The sequence below is a fragment of the Oceanobacillus oncorhynchi genome, from assembly GCF_000821065.1.
Classification (GTDB): Bacteria; Bacillota; Bacilli; order Bacillales; family Amphibacillaceae; genus Oceanobacillus; species Oceanobacillus oncorhynchi.
In genome coordinates this window covers 3,306,274-3,325,682 of record NZ_CDGG01000001.1, presented here as the reverse complement: position 1 = coordinate 3,325,682, position 19,409 = coordinate 3,306,274, and the positions used below count along the sequence as shown (strand labels likewise).

Below are 19,409 nucleotides of genomic sequence, written 5' to 3'. Positions count from 1 at the left end.
CATGGCACAACAAGAACCGCTTTTATCCGTTCATCAGTTAAAAGCACACTTTCAATCAGAAGACGGATTGGTAAAAGCTGTGGATGGAATCAACTTTGACGTTTATCAAGGAGAAACTGTCTGCATCGTCGGAGAATCAGGATGTGGAAAAAGTGTTACAGCCATGTCTATTATGGGGCTGCTTCCCGATACATCAAAGGTAGAAGGAGAAATAAATTTAGCAGGTAAAGATCTCACCAAGCTTTCGAAAGGAAATATGCGCAGAATTCGGGGAAATGAGCTATCTATGATTTTTCAAGAGCCAATGACTTCCCTAAACCCTGTTATGACAATAGGAGAACAAATGACAGAAGTCTTATTAGAGCATCAGGCGATTTCCAAAAAACAAGCAACAAAGAAATCACTTGAACTGATAAAAATGGTTGGTATTGGACGCGGTGAACAAATTATCAAATCCTATCCGCATCAATTGTCGGGGGGCATGCTTCAACGCGTAATGATTGCCATTGCCCTTGCCTGCGACCCGAAGATGCTTATTGCAGATGAACCGACAACAGCGCTCGATGTCACGATACAAGCACAGGTATTGAATTTATTACAGGATTTAAAGGAAGAAACAAATATGTCCATGCTGCTGATCACACATGATCTTGGTGTCGTAGCTGAAGTAGCAGACAGGGTTGTAGTAATGTATGCCGGTAAAGTAGTTGAGCAAGGCACGGTGGAAGAGATATTTGCTAATCCGAAGCACCCTTACACAAAGGGTTTATTGCAAGCCAAGCCCGTCCTCGGATCCCGAAAGAAAAAACTGTATACCATTCCAGGGCAGGTTCCGAAGCTGGTTGATTTAAAGCCCTCCTGCTACTTTGCTGACCGCTGTGAACACTGCATGAAGATTTGCACACAGCAAACACCCGAGCTAAAAAGCGATGACAGCAGTGAACATAAAGTCGCCTGCTGGCTTTACGAAAATGAGGTGGTACACAAATGACGCAGGAATCGCTTATTCAAGTCCATCAGCTCGAGAAAAAATATAAAACAAAAGAAAAAATGTTTAGTAAAAACAATGAGTATATCAAAGCCGTTGATAATGTAACTTTTCATATTAAAGAAGGAGAAACATTTGGACTAGTCGGAGAATCTGGCAGCGGGAAAAGCACCATTGGTAAATCAATTCTGCGCCTTCAAGATATTTCCAATGGAGAAATCAAATATCATGGAAAAAATGTTTTTGAATTAGATAAAAAAGAAATGCGTCACTTGCGTACGAAGATGCAATTTGTCTTTCAAGACCCATTCAGCTCTTTAAATCCGCGGTTACGGATTGGCGATGCCCTTGCAGAGCCTTTACTGGACCACGGCTTAGCAACAAAAAAGAATGTGAAGGAAAAAGTGATGGAAACAATGGAACTATGCGGACTGCCGACGTACCATATCAATAAATATCCGCATGAATTCAGCGGCGGTCAGCGTCAGCGAATCGGCATCGCCCGTGCGATGATTATGAACCCGGAATTTATTGTAGCGGACGAGCCAGTTTCCGCACTAGATGTATCCATACAAGCGCAAATTATTAACCTTTTTCAAGAACTGCAGGAAAAAAGAAACTTATCCTATCTATTTATTTCTCATGATTTAAGTGTGGTAGAGCATCTATGCTCCCGGATAGGTGTACTGTATTTGGGTACCATGATGGAACTGGCCAGCAGGGATCAATTATACGAGAACCCGCAGCATCCTTATACAAAAGCATTGCTGTCTGCGGTTCCTATTCCTGACCCGACCAAACGGCGCGAACGTATTTTGTTGAAAGGAGATTTGCCTAATCCCGCATCTCCCCCTTCCGGATGCAAATTTCATACTCGCTGTCCATTTGCTATGGATATTTGTAAAAATGAAACACCTGTATTCAAGGAAAGAGAGCCAGGGCATTTTGTAGCTTGTCATTTAGTAGATCAAGAGAAAGCAAATACTTAAAAACAAAGGTGTATCCTATTAAACAAGCGGATGCACCTTTGTTTTCATTCTATTGATACCCATCAAATCTATTTAGCTGGAAGCTTTCTAAACTCACTGCCAGTTCCCTATCCGTTAATAACCTGGCTAAGCTTTCCCCAATTCCGCTGGCAAATTTAAAACCATGACCGGAAAATCCGCAGGCAACGACAATATTGGTATGCCCCGGCAAATAATCTATAATAAAATCTTCATCAGGTGTGTTTGTATATGTACACACCCTGCCTTCTTTAAGGTCTATATCCTTCGAGAAATGCTTACGCGCAAAGGCAAGTGTCTCCTGTTTATCTTCAGAATATGTTCCAAACGGAGCCAGCTCTCCCGGGTCCTCTAAAGGATGCCCTGCATCATGTCTGCCAATTTTCAATCCGGCGCTATCGATACTCGGAAAACCATAATATGTACTTTCCTGGTCAACATGTCCCCAGCCCGGAAACGATTCTTCCGTATAATTCGCTACTTCAGCTGCCGTAAACCAGGAAAATGTCTTCCGCACAGGCGTAAGAGGCAGCGAGATATCGAGCAGCTTTGTCACTTGATTGGTACCCTTTCCGGCAGAGATAAGTAGCTTCTTCCCTTTTATTTCGCCATCGGTTAATTTTACTGTAACTTGATCAGCTGTTGTTTCAATTGCTTGAACAGATCTGTTTGTATATAAATCCGCACCATTTTTTTCTGCTAAGATCCGATAGGCGCGAACAGCATTTTCACTGAACAATACGCCCGAATTTCTCTCAAAATAGCCGACAGCGTCAGCATCTAATTGAAATCCCGGCCAGCGATTGTTAATTTCTTCTGCTGTCATGACATCCAGCGGAAGCTGATATTCCTCTGCTGATTTTTGAACGGTCTCCAAAAACACATTTCCTTTTGCACCAAAATTTAGAACACCAGTCTTTAAAAATATGCGTTCCTCCGTTTTCTCATCCAGCTCTTCCCACAGCTTTTGTGCATGTAATGCCAATGGAACATAATTTCCGCCTTCTCCGTAGGCATGACGGATCAGTCTTGTTTCCCCATGATGAGAACCCTCTTCATGCGGAGGGTCATCGGAATCAATAAGCGCCACTGTTTGGCCCGCTTCTGTTAAATAATAGCCTGCCGACATCCCCATGGATCCCGCACCAATAATAATCACATCGTATTCCATTTTGAGCTCCCTCCCTATTCCTCTAGTCAGCAATTCGCTGTATTTTTTCATACAGTTCTGGATGTGTTTTTCGAAGCTTCACCGGTTTCCACGCCTTATTCACCCACATATGTGTTGTTTTTCCCGTGGTGAGTAATTCCCCGTAAGGTTCATCCGCTGTGGCATGATTCAACCCGTTAGCTTTCCAATCTTCTTCCGTTATTCTTCTCGCTTCATATTCAAAAACTAACCGAATCGGGGAATACTGCTCAATACGTGTGAACAATACAACCAAATCATCAAATCTTGCTGAGCTTTTATATACAGCATTCACGTCCAATACCGGTAAAAGCAGCCCCTCTTCTTCAATCGCGTGATAGGACATATCAAAATGCCTCATCCACTCTGTCCGCGCTACCTCAAACCAGGTAATATAGTTCCCGTGATGAACAACCCCCATTTGATCTGTATCCTTGTATTGCACTCGCATTTGGTGCTGATGCCATTCTTGTGCCATTCCTATTTCCTCCTATACGTTTCTCTATCTTACTTATTATGGGCGGTTTAACTTCTCCTCCGCCATTTCCTGCAAACGAAATTTTTGAATTTTTCCAGTGCTTGTCAGCGGCCAATCAAAAGCTGATATAACCCAGACATATCTAGGTATTTTAAAACGTGCTAGCTTATCTGTACACCACTGGACGATTTCCTTTCTCGTAACAGCTTCTCCATCATACACTTCAATAAACGCAGCCCCTATTTCTGTTGTCATCGAATCAGGAACCCCTATCACACCCGCTTGTGCAACGGCTGGATGTTCGGAAATAACCGCCTCTACTTCTCTTGGAGCAACCAGCTCTCCGGAAACCTTATACATTTCTTTACTGCGGCCTAAAAGCTGTACATAGCCATTTTCATCTATTCTTCCGACATCGCCGGTACGCAGCCAGCCATCTTTGTCAATAACTGCCGCTGTTTCTTCAGGCTTATTATAGTATCCGCTTGTCACAGATGGACCGCGGACAGTTAATTCCCCAACAGCTCCCGCTTCTAAATCCTTTCCATTTTGCGGATTGATGGTTTTATATTCTGTTGCGTGCCCTTGGAACTCCGAAAGCCCGCTGGAACCCGCTAATTTAGGACGCCCTACTCTTGTCGAAATCATTTCTAAAGAATCCCCCAGTTCTGTTGTCAGCCCCGAGGAGCTTACCTCCGTCTGCCCATACCCGGTAATCATTTCCGTCAATCCCAGCGTATCCATGGCTTTTTTCCATACGGGAACGGGAGCAGGTGCAGCCCCGCACCACATCGCAAAAAGCGATGACAAATCAAATTCTGACACCTTTGGATGATTTAATAAGTTTACCAGGGTAGATGGAACACATAAGTAATCATTCGCACGATATTTTTCCATTAATTCCAGTGATTTTAACGGGGATGCTCCAAGCGCAGAAATGAAAGAACCGCCAACAAAAGACATAGCCAGTATCGCTTCTACAATGGCAAAGCAGTGATAAAATGGCAATGGAGCAAATGTAATCCGGCCTTTCTCAATAGCCCGGCTGTAGCATGTACTAAACGCGCAGCGAAGCAGCATATCATGTGTCAGCATAACCCCTTTAGGACTTCCCGTTGAACCAGAAGTGTACATAATAATAGCTGCTTCATCCGGATATAGGGAGGCATTCCAACGCTGTTTCCATTCTGTATCAGAAACCTCCTGGCCTGCGTGCAGGAAATCCTCCCATTTAATAAAGGAATCCAAGATTTCCGTATCTCCATCTGTTTCCATACAGATTACTTTTTCCAGTGAAGCATCTTGAAATTCTTTTGTTTGCCATAACGCTGCGACTGTTTGAGCGTGTTGCTTATCCTTCACTGTCTCATGCACAACTAAATGATTCGTATCTGACTGCCGTAATATATAGGTTAATTCCGCTTTCGAAAGCATGGAATTAAGTGGAATGAACACAGAGCCGACCATCGATGAAGCTATCATAAGAGACGGATAGGCTGCATCATTATCCAGTAAAACAGCAAGATGATCGCGCCTTTTCACTCCATTATGTATAAGCGCTTTTGCTATTTCTACAGCATGGTCCCATACATTTTGATAGGTATACGTCATCCCGTTAATATGCATGAAAGCTTGATCCGCATAAGCTTCCACACTTTTTTGAAAATGAGCAGCGATAGTATCCCGATTCCAAACAGGATAAGCCTCCAATAACTCCTCTCTTCTTTCATTTACCGTTTTAGCTGTCTTTAGCCCTTGTTGATTGCCCATGAAAAAGAAAATCCCCCTTAAACTGTCTTTATTTTATGTAAATGCGATTTGTTTTCTATTATATCACTATATATTCCGTAAATTAAATGACAGGTTTTTAGCATAAAAAGAAGCAATACCTTCGTAAAAAAACAGGCATTGCTTCTTTCATGCTATTGTTCCGGTTGAATCGTAATCAAACTGATCTGACTCTGGTTAAGAAATCGTATTGGCAATGCAGAAGTCCCCAGACCGCTGTCAATATACAAATAACGCGCATCGCCTAATGGATATACGCCCTTCTGTAATTCCGGCAGCAGTCCCTCATCCGGAGCAACAAGCGCCCCTATGAACGGCAGTCTTACCTGTCCGCCATGGGTATGACCGCTTAACACGATATCCGCATCAACCTCCGGGTATTTCTGAATAACGGCGGGAGCATGAGAAAGTAGAATGGTATATTTATCCGTATCTACGTTGGAAAAAGCCGAAGACATATCTTCATGATTTGTGGATACGTCATTCACGCCAACCATATTAAACAGCTGGCCATCTTTTTCAAATTGTGTATGTTCATTGCTTAGAATGCGTACTCCTCTCTTCTCTAATCCGGCCAAAAAAGCCTCTTTCTCCGGATTTTCATGCTCATGATTGCCAGTGACAAAATAGGTATCCGGGTTTACCTGTACTAAAGCCTCTGCCAGTTCAAAGGCTATCTCCAGATCTTCTGTTTTCCGGTCAATCAAATCTCCTGTCAGCACAATGATATCCGCATCCAGCTCTCTCGCCTTTTCGAGCACCCTTTCATTATCTTCCCCAAACAACCGGCTATGTACATCCGTTATTTGCAGTACAGATAGCTCCTTATCAGCCTCCAGCTTCACACTGGAAAACTGCTCTCTATTAATCTTAAAAGTGTTTGTATCAAAATATACTTTAATCAGCAATGAAAGCATTGCCAGCAGGAGAACGCTTAATATAATCCCTCTTTTTAAATTGTTTTTGGTTTTCTTAGTTCGTTTCATCTTTTAACCTCTTTATCCATCTATTTTTCAGCAGGGAGCATATAACTGCTCCCTCTACCAAATTTTCCCCATTAAAAAACACCAGCACTTTTATTGTACTAGTGTTTTAGCATTTTAGGAAAACAATTTTTCCAGATAATAAGGCATTTGCTTCCGCCACCAAATCCAATCATGGGAAACATCTTCGCCCCATTCATCAAACCAGGCAGGAATCTGCTTCTCTTCAAACGCTTTTTTCAATGTATAAAATGAAGGCAGTCCATCCTGCTCCCAGTCCCCAAGGCCGGTACAGACAATAATATCGGCTGAACGGTAATGATCGATAAACCAGCCATCATTCTGATTCCAGATATAATCACTCGGTGAATTTTCATAGACAAGCGGGTCATTTCCATAATCTCCGAAAAAGAAGCGTGCATCGTATATACCGCTGAGGGCCACCGTCGTCTGAAAAACATCCGGGTGCCTTAAGAAAAAGTTGAGCGCATGATAAGCCCCCATGCTGCAGCCGGTTGTCATCATTGGATGGAACCAGTTTGTTTTATGTTGAATAAATGGAATTGCTTCTGAAATGACATAACGATCGTACGCCTCATGAGCTAATGCGCGGTCATGCGGCGGCTTGGAATCATGCAGCCAGCTCTCGCTATCCACGCTGGCTAACGCGAAAAATTGCACCTTTCCCGCTTCAATAAATTCCTGACACGCATCAATCATTCCAAAATCATAGTATTCATAATGTGACCCGCCGGATGATGGAAACACAATAATTGGTGTACCGCTGTGTCCATATCTGTTTAATGGCATCTCCCTTCCTAATTCTCCGCTCCAATGGCTTAACTGTTCCATCTGCATTGTCAAATCCCCTGTCTCTATTTTTTTCGTTCATGTACAAAACGAGTAATTTCATTAACCTCTTCTTCCGTATCCGCATTGATTGCATAAAATTGATTTCCCTGCAGATGGGCAAATGCTTCCGGCATACGCTCAGCAAACTTTACCCTGTCTCCGAATTTATCACGGATTGCTTTGGTATTGTTTTGGTATTGATAGGCGTCCCGCTGGGTAACTCCAATACAATATTGATTCGGAACATCCGGCTTCTTAAATCCGCTTCCTGTTACCAAAGAAGCATACTGTGCAAATAAATCAATCGAGTAAGCATAGTTATACATATCAATGGTGTAGCCGCCAGCCAGACGGTTATTATACTCCAGCGCCACGTAATCTCCATTTTCTAATTGGAAAAACTCAATATGAAAAAAACGTTCCTTCATGCCAAAGATTTTCACAATCGCTTTCCCGTATGCTTCAAGCTTCGGATCAATTTCCTTCTGAATAACATAGAATAGATCCAGCTGCCCCTGAACGAGCTCTAATGTCGGCACATTATATGTAAAACTTGTCTGAAAAGCAATATCTCCATTTTGATCCGTCAGGCCATCAAACGTACACAGCTTTCCGCCTTCCACATAAGGCTCCAGGAAATAAACGGTTGTTTCCTGCAATTCCGCTTCAAAATGACGTATATCTTCATCTGAACTCAATTTAAAGGTCGCAGCCGAGCCGACACCACTATCCGGCTTCGCAATTACAGGAAGCCCTAATTTTTCCACAGCTTTCGACAAATCCTCTTTATTTTTTACGACATAGCCCTCTACCACTGGCACACCAGCTTTTTTAAACAGCTTTTTCATTTCCGATTTAAACTTTACCTTTTTCAAGTCAGCTGTTTTATTCCCATACACATTAAATTGTTCACGAAGCTGCGCATCAAGCTCTAACCAGTGTTCATTATTAGACTCAATTCGGTCAATCGGGCCATGCTTAAAAAACAAAAACGCTACAGCACGCTTTACTTCATCAACATTTTCTAAACTATTGACCCGATAATATTCGCTTAACGATTTTTGTAATTCTGAACCTAATTGATCATAAAGCTCTTCCCCAATTCCAAATACTTGAACGCCTGCACTTTTTAAACGATGCGCAAAAGTCTGAAAATTCTTGGGATAATATGGTGAAATTAGGATATAATTCATATTATTTCTCCTTTCGTTACCTAGGTAAAAATCATTAGATTACCTGTTAAAATACCATTTTTTTAATTTAAAATCAATATAATTTTTAGAAAATTGTCAAATAAGATTAGATAATAAAAAAATACTCGAAAGAAACCGCCGTTTCATCCAATTTGATGAAGTTAATCAACCATGAACCAACTCAAACTCACAATGATTTCCGACGGATTCTATCAATTTTTAAACAGCTATCTCTATCACCAATTTGCACCTAAGAATCGAAAACATTCCGGAAGATGCTTTGACCAGGCTTCCTCATTATGCTCCTCATCCGAAAAAATATTTAAATCGATATGGTCGATAGGAATACCGCCTTTGACCAGCTGTTTATAATACTTTAGCGAACAGTCGATATACGCCTGCTTCATATTACCATACATTAATTGCCGGTCCGCGTCGTCACCCTCCTCTGTCCCGACTTGGACATACACACGCTGTTCCGGATCTAACGTTTCTCTTTCCATATAATGGTCAAATGCTTTGTTAGTAATCCAGTTAGCAAGCGAAAAAATCCCCAGGCCGCCGATTTGATCCTTATATTCAATTCCCATAAAAGCAGAAATATTTCCGCCAAGGGAGCTGCCAATCATTGCCGTATGGTATTTATCTGGTTTAGTTCGATAATGTTCATCGATAAAAGGCTTTACTACTGTCATAATAAATTCAGCAAATTCAGCGCCTCTTCCTCCCAATTCAATATCCTCCGGGAGCGGGCTTTCCGTTATTTTCCATGGTGTATATTCATTAATGCGGTCTCTTTCGCCATTATCAATCCCGACAATAATCATTTTGGGCAAATCCGGATTCCGTTTTATTGCCGGAATCACCTTCCATGAATAACCGCTGTAGGCTTCACTGCTGTAAAAAACATTTTGCCCGTCATGCATATACACAACAGGATAATGCCGATCCTTTTCTTTCCCATAATCCTTTGGCAATAATACCCGCACACGACGGTTCTCTTTTTTATAAGCCATTGGCAGCTCGTGGGATTCCAGCTTTAAATAAAAATAGGATTGTCTCATGTATATTCCTCATTCCGTCAAGATTCTTTAAGCGTTTTTAAAATTGCGGTAATAACAAACTATCATTCCATTTCATTAAATTTCAGAGAGTAATTCTCAATCTCACCCATGGAAGATTCTACTTCACTGATACTGTGCTGATTTTCTTCCAATGATTGTTGAATCTGACTGCTGTTTTGCGAAATACGGGCCATAGATTCCGAAACCTTCCTTAATATTTCTGCTGTTTTCGCTGTTTGTTCACGGACGGATGTTACTTCTTCCTGTGTTTCTCTAATCGCTTCCCGGCTATTTGCAACCTGTTCGTTTGTCTCCAGGATCAAATCGCTTACTTCAGCAACAGCTTTCGCTGATTGCTCCGCAAGTTTACGCACCTCATCCGCTACCACAGCAAAGCCTTTTCCTTGCTCACCAACTCTTGCTGCTTCGATAGACGCATTTAGAGCTAATAAATTTGTCTGCCCCGCAATCGACTCTACAATAGAAATCACCGATTTGATTTTTTCGGCACTGCCCGTTAATTGTTCCAACCTTTCTACGACAAGTGCCATATGCTTATCCAAATGGGACATGCCTGCATTCGTTGTCTGTGTCTGCTCCATCCCCTGCTGTGCTGATTCACTTGTGGCGGCAGCAATTTCTTCCCCTTGCTTGGATATTTGATTGATTCGATTTGCTTGATCTACCATTTTTATCACAGACTGATTCGTTTCCGAAGACAAGAAGCTCAAGTTCTCAGCTGTTTCTCTCATGGAAGTAATCAGGTTTTGATTCTTTTCATCCATCACAGCTCTTTTCTCTTCAATATCTGCTTCATATGCTTCTAAGACGATCTGCTGCTCGAAATTCAACAGCTTATTTACCACCTGTATCGCATACAAAAAGTTTTCTTTGTCCTGATATGTATCTGATACTAGCTTGGATATTTGAAAGAACAGCTCTTGAAAGGAAGCGATATACCATTTAGGCTGCAAACCAATATGTACATGCACCTGGGCAATCCTCCGGCGCTTGTCAATAAATGCTTGATTAATTTCTCCGGAAAACATTTCTATAACGTGTGTTGCCAATGTTTGTTTTAATCGGCTGACCGAACTGTTGTCTTCGATAATATCCATTAACTCTGGAGAAAGTGCCAAATTAGCATAGAAAGCATCGATAATAATATCAATATTTTCTTGAATCACCGGCTTCAATAATCTGGCAACAGCCAAATCCTGCTTTGTTAACCTGGATATTTTCAGCTGTAACGCTAAATCGGTTTGCTGCAGCTTCTCTAAAACCACAGTTACTTCTTTACTGCTTTCCAATAAACTCTCTTCTCTCTCATCTTTACGAAAAATACTTCTCAACCAACTCACTCCTAAAGCTTATTTTGCAAATGCTCATTATTTCTTACCTGCTCAGCAATCAAAATTTTGTTTGTTTTCTATTTCTTAGTAAAAGAAAATTGTATATGTATCTTTATCATGACACTATTATACAGGATGTGCGTGCATCTATGACTCTCTAAATAAAAAACATCTGCTTCAGAAATAAAGTTGATTCAAAAGTCCTATTATAAAATTAAGATTATTTCTTTTATTAAGAAAATAAATAGCGATTATTCCTTATAATCACCAGACCACTCCTGTTTCATCTTTTATCCCCCTTTTAAATAAAATCAAACAAAAAAGGCATCGATTGATCGAAAGCCTTTTTGTTTCAAAATAACATTATTCTTCTTACTAAATGTATTTTTATGTCTTCACCTATCCCTGAGGCTGTTCGGCATATGTTTTTTCAGGATCGTCCTGATTTGCATCAAGCGCTTCTTTAATCGCTTTTCGTAAATCACGTTCTATTGCCCATTGCTCCATCATTTCTGTCTTAGCAATAACCCGTAAAGTTACCGCAGCTGTATCAAACGTTTGGACACCAATTACATTGGGCCCTTCTACGATTTTAGAATTCATTTCTTTCATTTCATCACAAACGGTTTGAATAATGCCAACTGCTTCATCAATATTATCACTATATGGAATGACAATATCCACTAAAGCCTGCATATTCCCGCGGGTGTGGTTGCTTAGGGAGGTAACTTCCCGATTAGGTACATAGTTTAACGTGCCATCAAAGCTGCGAATTTGCATTGTTCTGAGCCCGACATCTTCTACAACCCCATCATATCCGGCAGCTGTTACATAATCACCAACATCCACCTGCTTCTCCAGCAGTAAGAAAAAGCCTGTAACTACATCACTGACTAATCCTTGCGCACCAAAGCCAATAGCCAGTCCTACCACACCAGCCCCGGCAACTAAACCAGTGGCATTAATATCAAAAATACCAAGAACAACCACTAGCGTAACAAATAGTAAAGCGTAAGAAAACGTACTAATGGTTAAAGACTGCAGCGTTTTCGTTCTGCCTGCCGACATTTTTTTCTTCACTTGTGCTTTGGAAAAGGAATTCCGAATAAATCGCTTTCCAATAGCACGTACAATATAAAATACAATAAGCGTTCCAATCAATTTTAAAAGAATAAATCCAGTATCTAATAGAAGCTGCTCCCAATTTATATTTTCTATCCAATCCATTTCATCTTCTCCTTTACTGCTCTCAATGATTGATGATTATATCAAAAGAGGAATCTAAAGTAAAATAAGACAAAATTCGATGAAATCATTCAATCAACAAAAACAGCATTCGATAAAGTGAAACTTCCTTCAGTGGGGATTTTTCGACGCACAACAGTTCTTCGGTGGGGCGAGTAATCGCAGCCCCAGCCCCAGCCAGTTACACTGCGTTAAATTTCATTTCAACAAATACAAAACATTTAATATGAAGATATCTGTTAAACAGAATCTTAGAAATCTATTCCCTAGCCGCTCAAATCACTTTCTTTTAAATCTTTAAAGACTTTATCGCTTTAGTATGTTAAAATACTAATGTGTTAAAAACCTGTTTATTGAAATTTTCTACTGGGGGAATAATCTTGAAAACTATAGCTATCATAGGTAGCTCCGGCGGCAACCTGTACAATTTAGGAGGAAAAAATCCAAGGAAATTATTAGACGAAATTGAAAACCAATGCAGTGCTGCAGATTTTAACATCGCTGCCGTTCAATTTATTGCTTCTGACGTTTCCATGGACCAAGCAAAAGCAAGCTCGAAAACAAGCCTTTTTAGTCTAGATGAAGAAGGGCAAGTTACACAAAGCCCTCCAAATACATTAGAACAAATAAACGAACAAGCAAAACAGACAGACGAGCAGATAGCTGCGCTTATACTTAATCAAACAGTGGATGGGTTAATCGTCATGAGTGCGGATCCAAAGTGCGCCAATCAAAATGTCATTAACGCAGCCATTCAAAGGAACATACCGATCGTCGGAACAGGCGGAACGTCCATGGCAACCATCAGCGCACAAGGTGCGAATGTTATTGCTAAATCAGGAACAACTGGTACAACGAACCGAACGCGAGCAATTTCTTTCATTAGCTCCCTTGCAAAATATTGGGATGTAACATATAAACCAATTATTGGAACCACGAGTAAAATGAATGCGGAAAACAGCGGAAGCATTTGGAAAAATATGAATATTCGCGGTATCATGGTTTCTGCATTGCCTGGTTTTATTGCGATGGCACTTGTTCTTGCGTTAAGTAAGATTCCGATATTCAGTGGTCTAGAAGATATTTTTGATATAATGATTGGAGCACTTCCGATTATTATCGCTGCAATTGCCGCCAAACAAGTGTCTAATTTAGACGAGGTATCAATTGTAGCCGGGGTTGTAGCTGGTGTATTATCCGTTAATGGCGGTATTATTGGCGGTCTCATTGGTGGTATTTTAGCAGGAGTTTTCGTACATTATTTCTTTCAAAAATGCATCAGCTGGAAATTTCCGATGACAACCGTAAATATCGTCACTGGAGGCCTAGCCGGTTTATCCGCAGGGCTATTAGTCTACTTTTTATTCGCGCCGATCGCATTGTTCATCGGGGATGGAATTAAAATTGCAATCGAGGCAGCCATTGCATATAACCCTATTTTAGCGGGGTTACTAGGCGGTCTGCTTATTTGGCCGGCCATTTTAGGCGGGATATACCATGCAGCTATTTTGCCAATCGTATTATTAGAAATGGAAAAAACAGGCGTAAGCTTCTTAGGAGCCATTGATATGGTTGGTTTAGTTATGGTATCTGCTGGAATCAACTTAGCAAACATCGTTGCTCCAAGGGAAAAAGGAGAAGCAGCTGCTGCAACCCCAGGATTCTTGATCAATATGGGATTCGGAACATTTGTGGAAGCAGCCTATCCGTTCATGTTCTCAAATAAAATCGTATTCGCCGGTGCCATTTTATCTGCCGGAGTCGGCGGCGCCCTAGTCGGCCTGTTCGACGTTCGCGGGACCGCCTACGTTCCAACATTCACCACACCATTTTTATCTGATAATCCATACGGATTTATCATCGCCATGCTTGCAGCTTTTATATTATCTTTTGCGATTACATTGATTGCAAATAAGAGAAAAAAAGTGGATATTGTAGATAAGGGCGTAAATGCTTAACAATTGAAAACAAACAGTATAGTTAGAACGATGACTAGAAGGGAAATCAAACGCATTACGAAAATAAAAGACCGATCCGAAGAGCTGGAAATATATCCAGCTCTTCGGATCGGTTTAGTTACCAACTGTATTTTAAATCAACTCTTATAAAGGCATGGTATATCCTGTTGAAATCGTGCTGCTATACTACATGAAATTACGACTACAAATGGAATATACAGCACTTTTCTTTTTTTAATAATGAATCCCTTTATCCAGCCATTTTGCAGCTGCTTCAAACATTCCCTCCGCTAAGGTTGGATGCGGAAAAATCATATCCTCCAACTCTTCTACCGTCCCTTCTAAGTACATGAAAGAAGTTGCCTGACTGATCATTTCCGTCACATGGGCGCCAGCAAGCACCACACCGAGGATTTCACCATACTTTTCTTCGGAGATAATTTTCATAAATCCGCTGTTTTCGGCAGAAGCTATTCCTTTTCCATTAGCGGCTAAGTCTACTTTTTGAGCTTTCACCTGATAGCCCGCTGCTTTCGCCTGCTCTTCTGTCATCCCAACACTTGCAATCTCAGGAAATGTATAAATACAGCGTGGCATAATGAAATCTTTTGGATGTGTTTCACCTAAAATATGACTGACTGCACGAATTCCTTCTTCACTCGCTGCATGTGCAAGCTGGTATCCGCCAATTAAGTCTCCGATAGCATAAATCCCTTTTACATTGGTCTGCATCGATTTATCCACTTTGACAAATTTGCCTTCATAGTTAATAGAAAGGTCATTCAATCCGGTCAAATTAGGTTCGCGTCCCACAGAAACAAGGACACTATCTGTTTCCAGACTCGTTTCTTTTCCGTCCTTTTCTAATTTGACCACCGTTTTCTTATCCTTCTTCAATTCCAGCACCTTTGCACTGGTATGCATGCCTATCCCTTTTCTTTTCAGCTCATTTGCTAGATAATCAGCTGCTTCCTTGTCTTCTGCAGGAATGATACGATCTGCCATTTCCACAATTTCTACTTTCGTTCCTAAGCTTTGAAAAATGCAGGCGATTTCCAATCCAATGACCCCGCCGCCGACAATAACTAAATGCTCCGGGACCTCTTCTATATCGAATATCGTATCACTTGTATAATAAGGAACTTCATTAAGCCCCGGAAGGTTAGGAACAAAAGGCTTGGAGCCGTTTGCCAGAATAATAGATTCCGCTTCCAGCTTTTCTGTTTTCTCTCCGGTATCAACCGTAATTATTTTTTGATTATCCACTGTTCCATAACCAGAATATAGCTTTATTTTATTCGCTTTTAATAGACTGTTAATCCCGTTTTGTAGCTGCTGAATAACCTGATTCTTTCTATTAATCATTGTTTTTAATTCCAATGAATATGAATCAACCTGGATTCCAAACTTTTTCGCATCTTTTATTTGATTGATCACTTCTGCATTTTTTAATAATGTTTTAGAAGGAATACAGCCACGATTTAAACAAGTTCCACCCAGGTCTCTTCCTTCTACCAGCGCAACAGACAAGCCCAGCTTTGCAGCTCGGATTGCCGATACATATCCTCCGGGACCGCCGCCAACTATCGCTACATCAAATTTTGTCATTTACTCCGCCCCTTAAACTAATAAACTGTATGGATTTTCAAGATTCGCCTTCAAGTCCGTTAAGAATGCTGCAGCTGGTGCACCATCAATTGCACGGTGATCAAAGGACAGACTAAGCACCATCATTGGACGAGCTGTCAGTTCTCCATCTACAACAACAGGCTTTTCAACAATTCTTCCAACACCTAAAATCGCTGTTTCCGGTCCATTAATAATAGGAGTGAAGGCATCAATGGCATACATTCCCAAGTTACTGATGGTAAAGGTACTTCCGCGCATTTCATCCGGTTTTAGTTTATTTTCTCTTGCCTTCTTGCCCAGTTCTTTACTAGTTTGAGTTAACGCAGCCAGACCTTTTTGATTTACATTTTTAATAGAAGGCACAATCAATCCATTATCTACAGCAACTGCCAGTCCGATATTGACTTCATTGTTCATCACAATTTCATCACCAATTAAAGAGGCATTTAATTTTGGATGCTTCATAAGTGCATTGGCAGTTGCTTTTATAATCACTTCGGTAAAGGATAACCGGTATCCCGTATCTTTTTCAATCACAGGAAGCAATGATTTACGCAGGTCAATAACATTCGTCATATCCACGTCGCTTGTCAAGGTTACATGCGGGATGGATTGAACGCTTTGTACCATTTTGTCAGCAACCGCTTTACGAAGTCCTTTGAGCTTTATACGTTCTGCTGGCTCAGATTCCGTTTCTTTTGAAATTTCATCTGCTTTTTCCAGATAAGAAAGTACATCCTGCTTTTCAATTTTTCCGCGCGCCCCTGTACCCGTAATTTGATTTAAATCAATTCCATGGTCAGCTGCTATTTTCTCTGCCAACGGCGTCACAGCTATCACACCTGCGACAAGAGCTGCTTCGACATCCTGTTGATGTACCCTTCCATTTGGACCAGAGCCGGAAATAGCGGATAAGGAAAGATCATTCTCGCGGGAAATTCGTCTGGCAGCAGGAGTCGCTCTGACTTTTCCGTCCTTATTTTCTTCTTGATCAGAATCGGTACTAACTGTTTGCTCCTGTCCCTCAGCAGATGCTTCTTCCTGGACATTTTCTACTGATTCAGATTCTTCGGAAGCTGCCGGCGGATTATCAGGAACTTTTTCTCCTGCTTCTCCTATATAACCAATACAAGCATTTACTTCGACCTCATCATCCACTTTAAAATATTTCTTTAGCAGTATGCCCTCTTCATATGACTCAACTTCAATATTGATTTTATCCGTCATAATTTCGAATAGGGGCTCCCCCATTTCAACAGAATCTCCCTCTTCTTTAAACCATTGAAGCAGGGTGCCCACTTCCATCGTACTGCTTAGCTTAGGCATAAATATTTCTTTAGCCACCTGAATCCCTCCTTTCTATGCTTTATTTAATGTTTCCTTCACTGCCTGGATAATATCTGGAACCTGCGGCACATGCATTTTCTCTAATTCCGGGTTATATGGAATCGGCGAAGAGGCACCGCCCAATCGTTTAATCGGCGCATCTAAATAATCAAATGCTTCACTCTCTGCAATCATACTGGCAATCTCTGCACCGTAACCGCCTCTTTTTACCGCTTCATGGACAACAACTAAACGAGATGTTTTGGAAACAGATTGAATAATTGTTTCTGTATCCAGCGGTACTAATGTGCGCGGATCAACAACTTCTGCACTGATGCCTTCCTTCTCCAGCTCCTCAGCCGCTTCTAAAGCACGGTGTACCATAATAGCTGTTGCTACGATTGTTACATCTGTTCCTTCCCGCTTAATATCTGCCTTTCCCAGCGGGATGCTGTATTGCTCTTCCGGTACGTCCCCTTTTGTTTTATAAAGTAATTTATGCTCATAAAAAATCACCGGATTATCATCATCCATCGCTGCTTTTAATAGTCCTTTTACATCATGCGCTGTAGAAGGCTGAACAACTTTCAAACCAGGAACATGAGCCACCCAAGCCTCTAAACTTTGCGAATGCTGTGCAGCTGCTCCTGTACCTGATCCGCTTGGCGTACGTAAAACCATCGGAACTTTTCCTTTTCCGCCATACATATAACGAATCTTCGCGGCCTGATTCACCATTTGATCCATCGCAATCGTAATAAAATCAGAAAACTGCAGCTCTAAAATCGGGCGCATCCCAGTCAACGCTGCACCAACTGCCGCACCGGCAATCCCAGATTCGCTGATTGGCGTATTTCGTATTCGCTCCGGACCAAATTCTTCAATCATTCCCCGGGTAACTCCAAAAGCTCCTCCATATACCCCTATATCTTCACCAAGAATAAAAACATCTTCATTTTGACGCATCTCTTGGCTCATTGCTTCACGAACTGCTTCTAAATATGTTAATTCTCTCATTTTCTTTCCTCCTTATTAAATACAGGTTCAAAAAGTAATCAAATTAGAAGCAAGAAGTTCAAGGCGACGTGTTTTTTATGAACGGACTTCCACAGGATCTGGTGACTTCTGTGTTGTCCACAGGACGTGGACGGTATTAACAGAAGTTCCCCTATGTGTATAGATACGTGAGTATCGGAAAAAACACGTCAACGCACTTCCGCAGGATGCGGTGGCTTCTACGTTGCCCACACGACGTGGGCGTTCTTAGTAGAAGCTCCTTTTCCTGCCGCTTATCATTTGAGGACTTTTTGAACGTTCACTTTAAGCAAATACATCCGTTAATAAATCACCCTTCGTAGGCATCGGGCCCTCTTCAGCAAAAGCAACTGCGTCTTCAATTTCTTTTAAAGCATCTTTTCGCAGTGATTCCGCCTGTTCTTCCGTGATAATAGATTCACTGATTAACAGTTCCTTAAGTCGTTTGATTGGATCTTTTTCTTTCCATTCTGTTTCTTCATCACGGGTACGATACTTTTTAGCATCACTTTTCGAGTGACCCTTCCAACGATAGGTTTTTGCTTCAATTAAGGTTGGTCCTTCCCCGTTTTTAGCACGCTCAAGCGCATCATTTGTGACATTCATCATTTCAATAAGGTCATTTCCGTCAGCTACCACTCCAGGGATGCCATAGGATTTTGCTCTTGTTGCAATATCCTCTATCTTCACCATTTCCTTCACAGGGCCAGACATGCCGTATTGGTTGTTTTCGCAAACAAAGATAACTGGCAAATTCCAAACTGCAGCAAGGTTCACTGCTTCATGAAAACTTCCTTCATTCGTAGCGCCATCCCCAAAAAAGCAGACAGTTACATAATTTAACTTTTTCATCGATGCTGTTAATGCCGAGCCGACAGCTAATGGAATCCCTCCGCCAACGATACCGTTTGCACCAAGATTACCCATTTCTACATCTGCAATATGCATGGATCCGCCTTTTCCCTTACAATAGCCTGTTGTTCTGCCGAATAACTCTGCCATCATTTTATCCGGCGTAGCTCCTTTAGCGATGCAATGACCATGCCCGCGATGCGTGCTGGTAATTTTATCTTCTTTCTCTAGTAAAGCGCATACGCCTGCAGCGCTTGCTTCTTGTCCTACTGCTAAGTGCGTTGTTCCATGGATTTTACCTTTTGCAAAGAATTGATCTACTTTCTCTTCGAAAAAACGGATTGTCCACATTTGTTTATAGAGTTCTACCAGTTTTTCATTTGTAATCTTATCTGGAACGTTTAATTTTGACATAAATTTCATCCTTTCCTTTTGTTCTTATTAGGCACAAATGTAAAAATGTGTGTAAA

At 41.3% G+C, this 19,409-nt stretch carries 16 protein-coding genes; 3 read left to right on the top strand and 13 right to left on the bottom strand.

Annotated features, from left to right (window positions below; all coding sequences use genetic code 11):
- Position 1 precedes the first annotated feature (1 nt).
- Both BN997_RS15895 and BN997_RS15890 read left to right on the top strand, forming a co-directional pair.
- The gene (locus BN997_RS15895; RefSeq protein WP_042533656.1) at positions 2-991 is read left to right on the top strand and encodes an ABC transporter ATP-binding protein; all 990 of its coding nucleotides are present in this window, start codon (positions 2-4) and stop codon (positions 989-991) included.
- Positions 988-1,977, top strand: coding sequence for an ABC transporter ATP-binding protein (locus BN997_RS15890; RefSeq protein ID WP_042533655.1), 990 nt, complete (start codon positions 988-990; stop codon positions 1,975-1,977). Before BN997_RS15895 ends, BN997_RS15890 begins: the two co-directional genes overlap by 4 nt.
- 49 nt (positions 1,978-2,026) lie before the next feature.
- Here BN997_RS15890 and solA read toward each other — a convergent pair whose 3' ends face one another.
- The 9 genes from solA to BN997_RS15845 form a co-directional block, all read right to left on the bottom strand.
- Positions 2,027-3,166 (bottom strand): N-methyl-L-tryptophan oxidase, encoded by a 1,140-nt coding sequence (gene solA, locus BN997_RS15885; RefSeq protein ID WP_042533654.1) that lies wholly within the window; start codon positions 3,164-3,166, stop codon positions 2,027-2,029.
- A gap of 22 nt (positions 3,167-3,188) precedes the next feature.
- A complete protein-coding gene (locus BN997_RS15880; protein ID WP_042533653.1) occupies positions 3,189-3,662 on the bottom strand; it encodes an acyl-CoA thioesterase in 474 nt (157 codons plus the stop codon).
- 36 nt (positions 3,663-3,698) lie between these two features.
- Positions 3,699-5,432, bottom strand: a complete 1,734-nt coding sequence (locus BN997_RS15875) for a class I adenylate-forming enzyme family protein (protein ID WP_042533652.1) — start codon at positions 5,430-5,432, stop codon at positions 3,699-3,701.
- A 152-nt stretch (positions 5,433-5,584) separates the two neighbouring features.
- Positions 5,585-6,436: a metallophosphoesterase gene (locus tag BN997_RS15870; RefSeq protein ID WP_042533651.1), complete on the bottom strand. Its 852-nt coding sequence runs from the start codon at positions 6,434-6,436 to the stop codon at positions 5,585-5,587.
- Between the two features lie 114 nt (positions 6,437-6,550).
- Positions 6,551-7,291, bottom strand: a complete 741-nt coding sequence (locus tag BN997_RS15865) for an esterase family protein (protein ID WP_042533650.1) — start codon at positions 7,289-7,291, stop codon at positions 6,551-6,553.
- Between the two features lie 17 nt (positions 7,292-7,308).
- Complete coding sequence (locus tag BN997_RS15860; protein ID WP_042533649.1) at positions 7,309-8,478, bottom strand: ATP-grasp domain-containing protein; 1,170 nt, start codon at positions 8,476-8,478, stop codon at positions 7,309-7,311.
- A gap of 236 nt (positions 8,479-8,714) precedes the next feature.
- Positions 8,715-9,542 (bottom strand): alpha/beta hydrolase, encoded by an 828-nt coding sequence (locus BN997_RS15855; protein WP_042533648.1) that lies wholly within the window; start codon positions 9,540-9,542, stop codon positions 8,715-8,717.
- 62 nt (positions 9,543-9,604) lie between these two features.
- Complete coding sequence (locus tag BN997_RS15850) at positions 9,605-10,894, bottom strand: globin-coupled sensor protein (RefSeq protein ID WP_052485051.1); 1,290 nt, start codon at positions 10,892-10,894, stop codon at positions 9,605-9,607.
- Between the two features lie 399 nt (positions 10,895-11,293).
- Entirely contained in the window at positions 11,294-12,121 is an 828-nt protein-coding gene (locus BN997_RS15845; protein WP_042533647.1) for a mechanosensitive ion channel family protein, read from the bottom strand.
- A gap of 398 nt (positions 12,122-12,519) precedes the next feature.
- Between BN997_RS15845 and BN997_RS15840 the strand changes: the two genes are divergently transcribed.
- Positions 12,520-14,097, top strand: a complete 1,578-nt coding sequence (locus BN997_RS15840; RefSeq protein ID WP_042533646.1) for a PTS sugar transporter — start codon at positions 12,520-12,522, stop codon at positions 14,095-14,097.
- A 234-nt stretch (positions 14,098-14,331) separates the two neighbouring features.
- On the opposite strand, the gene lpdA is transcribed toward BN997_RS15840, so the two are convergent.
- From lpdA to BN997_RS15820, 4 genes are all read right to left on the bottom strand, one after another.
- Complete coding sequence (gene lpdA / locus BN997_RS15835) at positions 14,332-15,705, bottom strand: dihydrolipoyl dehydrogenase (RefSeq protein WP_042533645.1); 1,374 nt, start codon at positions 15,703-15,705, stop codon at positions 14,332-14,334.
- Between the two features lie 12 nt (positions 15,706-15,717).
- The gene (locus tag BN997_RS15830) at positions 15,718-17,070 is read right to left on the bottom strand and encodes a dihydrolipoamide acetyltransferase family protein (protein ID WP_042533644.1); all 1,353 of its coding nucleotides are present in this window, start codon (positions 17,068-17,070) and stop codon (positions 15,718-15,720) included.
- Positions 17,071-17,085: 15 nt separating this feature from the next.
- Positions 17,086-18,069 (bottom strand): alpha-ketoacid dehydrogenase subunit beta, encoded by a 984-nt coding sequence (locus BN997_RS15825; RefSeq protein WP_042533643.1) that lies wholly within the window; start codon positions 18,067-18,069, stop codon positions 17,086-17,088.
- Positions 18,070-18,372: 303 nt separating this feature from the next.
- Positions 18,373-19,353, bottom strand: coding sequence for a thiamine pyrophosphate-dependent dehydrogenase E1 component subunit alpha (locus BN997_RS15820; protein ID WP_042533642.1), 981 nt, complete (start codon positions 19,351-19,353; stop codon positions 18,373-18,375).
- Positions 19,354-19,409 lie beyond the last annotated feature (56 nt).

Excerpts from the sequence above, each read along its gene's own strand:
- BN997_RS15880 (WP_042533653.1), bottom strand. The coding sequence starts at position 3,662 with ATGGCACAAGAATGGCATCAGCACCAAATGCGAGTGCAATACAAGGAT.
- BN997_RS15875 (WP_042533652.1), bottom strand. The coding sequence starts at position 5,432 with ATGGGCAATCAACAAGGGCTAAAGACAGCTAAAACGGTAAATGAAAGA.
- BN997_RS15825 (WP_042533643.1), bottom strand. The coding sequence starts at position 18,069 with ATGAGAGAATTAACATATTTAGAAGCAGTTCGTGAAGCAATGAGCCAA.
- BN997_RS15865 (WP_042533650.1), bottom strand. The coding sequence starts at position 7,291 with ATGCAGATGGAACAGTTAAGCCATTGGAGCGGAGAATTAGGAAGGGAG.
- BN997_RS15870 (WP_042533651.1), bottom strand. The coding sequence starts at position 6,436 with ATGAAACGAACTAAGAAAACCAAAAACAATTTAAAAAGAGGGATTATA.
- solA (WP_042533654.1), bottom strand. The coding sequence starts at position 3,166 with ATGGAATACGATGTGATTATTATTGGTGCGGGATCCATGGGGATGTCG.
- BN997_RS15820 (WP_042533642.1), bottom strand. The coding sequence starts at position 19,353 with ATGTCAAAATTAAACGTTCCAGATAAGATTACAAATGAAAAACTGGTA.
- lpdA (WP_042533645.1), bottom strand. The coding sequence starts at position 15,705 with ATGACAAAATTTGATGTAGCGATAGTTGGCGGCGGTCCCGGAGGATAT.
- BN997_RS15855 (WP_042533648.1), bottom strand. The coding sequence starts at position 9,542 with ATGAGACAATCCTATTTTTATTTAAAGCTGGAATCCCACGAGCTGCCA.
- BN997_RS15895 (WP_042533656.1), top strand. The coding sequence starts at position 2 with ATGGCACAACAAGAACCGCTTTTATCCGTTCATCAGTTAAAAGCACAC.
- BN997_RS15890 (WP_042533655.1), top strand. The coding sequence starts at position 988 with ATGACGCAGGAATCGCTTATTCAAGTCCATCAGCTCGAGAAAAAATAT.
- BN997_RS15860 (WP_042533649.1), bottom strand. The coding sequence starts at position 8,478 with ATGAATTATATCCTAATTTCACCATATTATCCCAAGAATTTTCAGACT.
- BN997_RS15845 (WP_042533647.1), bottom strand. The coding sequence starts at position 12,121 with ATGGATTGGATAGAAAATATAAATTGGGAGCAGCTTCTATTAGATACT.